The sequence below is a fragment of the Hydrogenophaga sp. genome, assembly GCF_041633695.1.
Taxonomy (GTDB): domain Bacteria; phylum Pseudomonadota; class Gammaproteobacteria; order Burkholderiales; family Burkholderiaceae_C; genus Hydrogenophaga.
In genome coordinates this window covers 1-1,766 of record NZ_JBFJMY010000658.1, presented here as the reverse complement: position 1 = coordinate 1,766, position 1,766 = coordinate 1, and the positions used below count along the sequence as shown (strand labels likewise).

General features: G+C 60.5%; 2 protein-coding genes. Both read left to right on the top strand.

Translation table 11 applies throughout. The annotated features are described in order from the left end of the window. Window positions 1-363 precede the first annotated feature (363 nt). The gene (locus ABYB95_RS22925; RefSeq protein ID WP_372662487.1) at window positions 364-1,008 is read left to right on the top strand and encodes a hypothetical protein; all 645 of its coding nucleotides are present in this window, start codon (window positions 364-366) and stop codon (window positions 1,006-1,008) included. A gap of 51 nt (window positions 1,009-1,059) precedes the next feature. Next, the coding region (locus ABYB95_RS22920) for an NAD(P)/FAD-dependent oxidoreductase (RefSeq protein ID WP_372662484.1) at window positions 1,060-1,766 on the top strand (707 nt) is incomplete at its 3' end.

Here is a 1,766-nt window from a genome sequence, read left to right as displayed (position 1 = left end):
GCAGCGTGTGATAGACGGTGCCGGGCGATGTATCGGCATGGGCCGGGTACCAGATTTCTGTCGTCAGCGTCCTGCCTGCATGGATGTCGCTCTCGTGGGTGGTGACCCCGATGGGGTGCGGCCCGCGTGCGGCAAGGCTGGGCGCGTCGGGGCGGATGAGGTCGATACGATTGTGCATGGTTGGCCCCTTTGGTGATGCGCGCAGTGTGATGGGTAAACTGTGACGCGCAGCCTTGGGTTAGGCAAGCGTGACGCGGCGCGACGGTGCGCGGATTGAAAAACCCCGGCCGTTTCAAAAAACACCCAGATGAACCGGGTCCGGTCCCTCTTTCCCTTGCGCAAATGCTGGCGTAAGGCTGGCAGATGACAACCAAAATGACATATCCCGGCCACGCCCGCGCAATCGCTGTGATAGGGTTGCCGCTTGTTGGTGGCCATCTGGGTCAGGTCGCTATCGGCGTGACCGACACGGTCATGGTGGGCTGGTACAGCGTCGAGGCGCTGGCCGCTGTGACCCTCGCCAGTACCTATTTCTTTGTTCTGCTGATCTGCATGGCGTGCATATTGATGATGGCCCGGCTTGTCCACTCACCGTACGGACGGATCATCGCGGCCATCCGCGACAGTGAACCCCGCGCGATTTCACTGGGGTACAACGTCAATCGCTACAAACTTGCCGTCTTCGTTTTTTCCGCCGGCGTCACCGGGCTTGCAGGGGCCACCAAAGCCATCGCCGTGCAAATCGCGTCGCTGACCGATGTGGCCTGGCACATGTCTGGGGAGTTTGTCCTGATGACCCTGGTCGGCGGTCTGGGGACAATTGTCGGCCCCGTGTTGGGCGCACTCACACTGATCGGAATGGAAACCTATATGGCGGAACTTCGGGACTGGGTTACCGTGGCTCAAGGCGTGGTGTTCTTTGTCGTCGTTCTCTCGTTCCGCCAAGGCATTGTGGGAACATTCACGAGCGTCAGGGAAAGGCTTTTTCCGGACGCCGTCCAGAAGTAGGCTCAGCGCCCCTCAAGAGCACCTCAATCAAGAACCACCCTGGAGTTCAAAGTGCAGTTTGACACTGTTGTTGTTGGCGCGGGCATCGCAGGCGCGTCCCTGGCTTATCATCTGGCGCCCCATGAACGTGTGGGTGTTCTGGAGCTTGAAGAACAGCCCGGCTACCACTCAACCGGGCGTTCCGCGGCTTTGTTCATGGAAACGTATGGAACGCCCATGATCCGTGCGTTGACCTGTGCCAGCCGTGCGTTTTACATCGACCCGCCCGAGGGCTTCACGGCCCAGGCCATACTCTCGCCACGCGGTGCGATGCACGTGGCCAAAACGGGCCAGGAACAGGAATTGGCCGACGCGCTGGTATTCGCCCAAAAATCCTCTCCATCGGTTCAACTGCTGTCGACAGCTCAGGTCATTCAACGCTGCCCCGCGTTGCGTGCCAAACGGATCTGTGGCGCCATCTACGATTCCGATGCCATGGATATCGACGTTCATGCGCTGCACCAAGGCTATTTGCGTGGGCTGCGAAGAAATGGCGGGCAATTGCTGAACAGCGCCGGGCTGTCGTCCGCCAAGAGAGAGAATGGCCATTGGACGATTGAATTGCTAGATGGGCGCGTGTTGAGCGCCAACCGCCTGGTCAATGCCGCAGGGGCATGGGCCGATGTGGTTGCCGCGCGTTGTGGCGTGAAGCCGCTCGGGCTGCAGCCCAAGCGCCGCAGCGCATTCACCTTTGACCCCCCGGCCGACAGCGACAGTTC

Bases quoted from the DNA above. Each gene is read 5' to 3' on its own strand.
- ABYB95_RS22925 (WP_372662487.1), top strand. From the start codon at position 364: ATGACAACCAAAATGACATATCCCGGCCACGCCCGCGCAATCGCTGTG.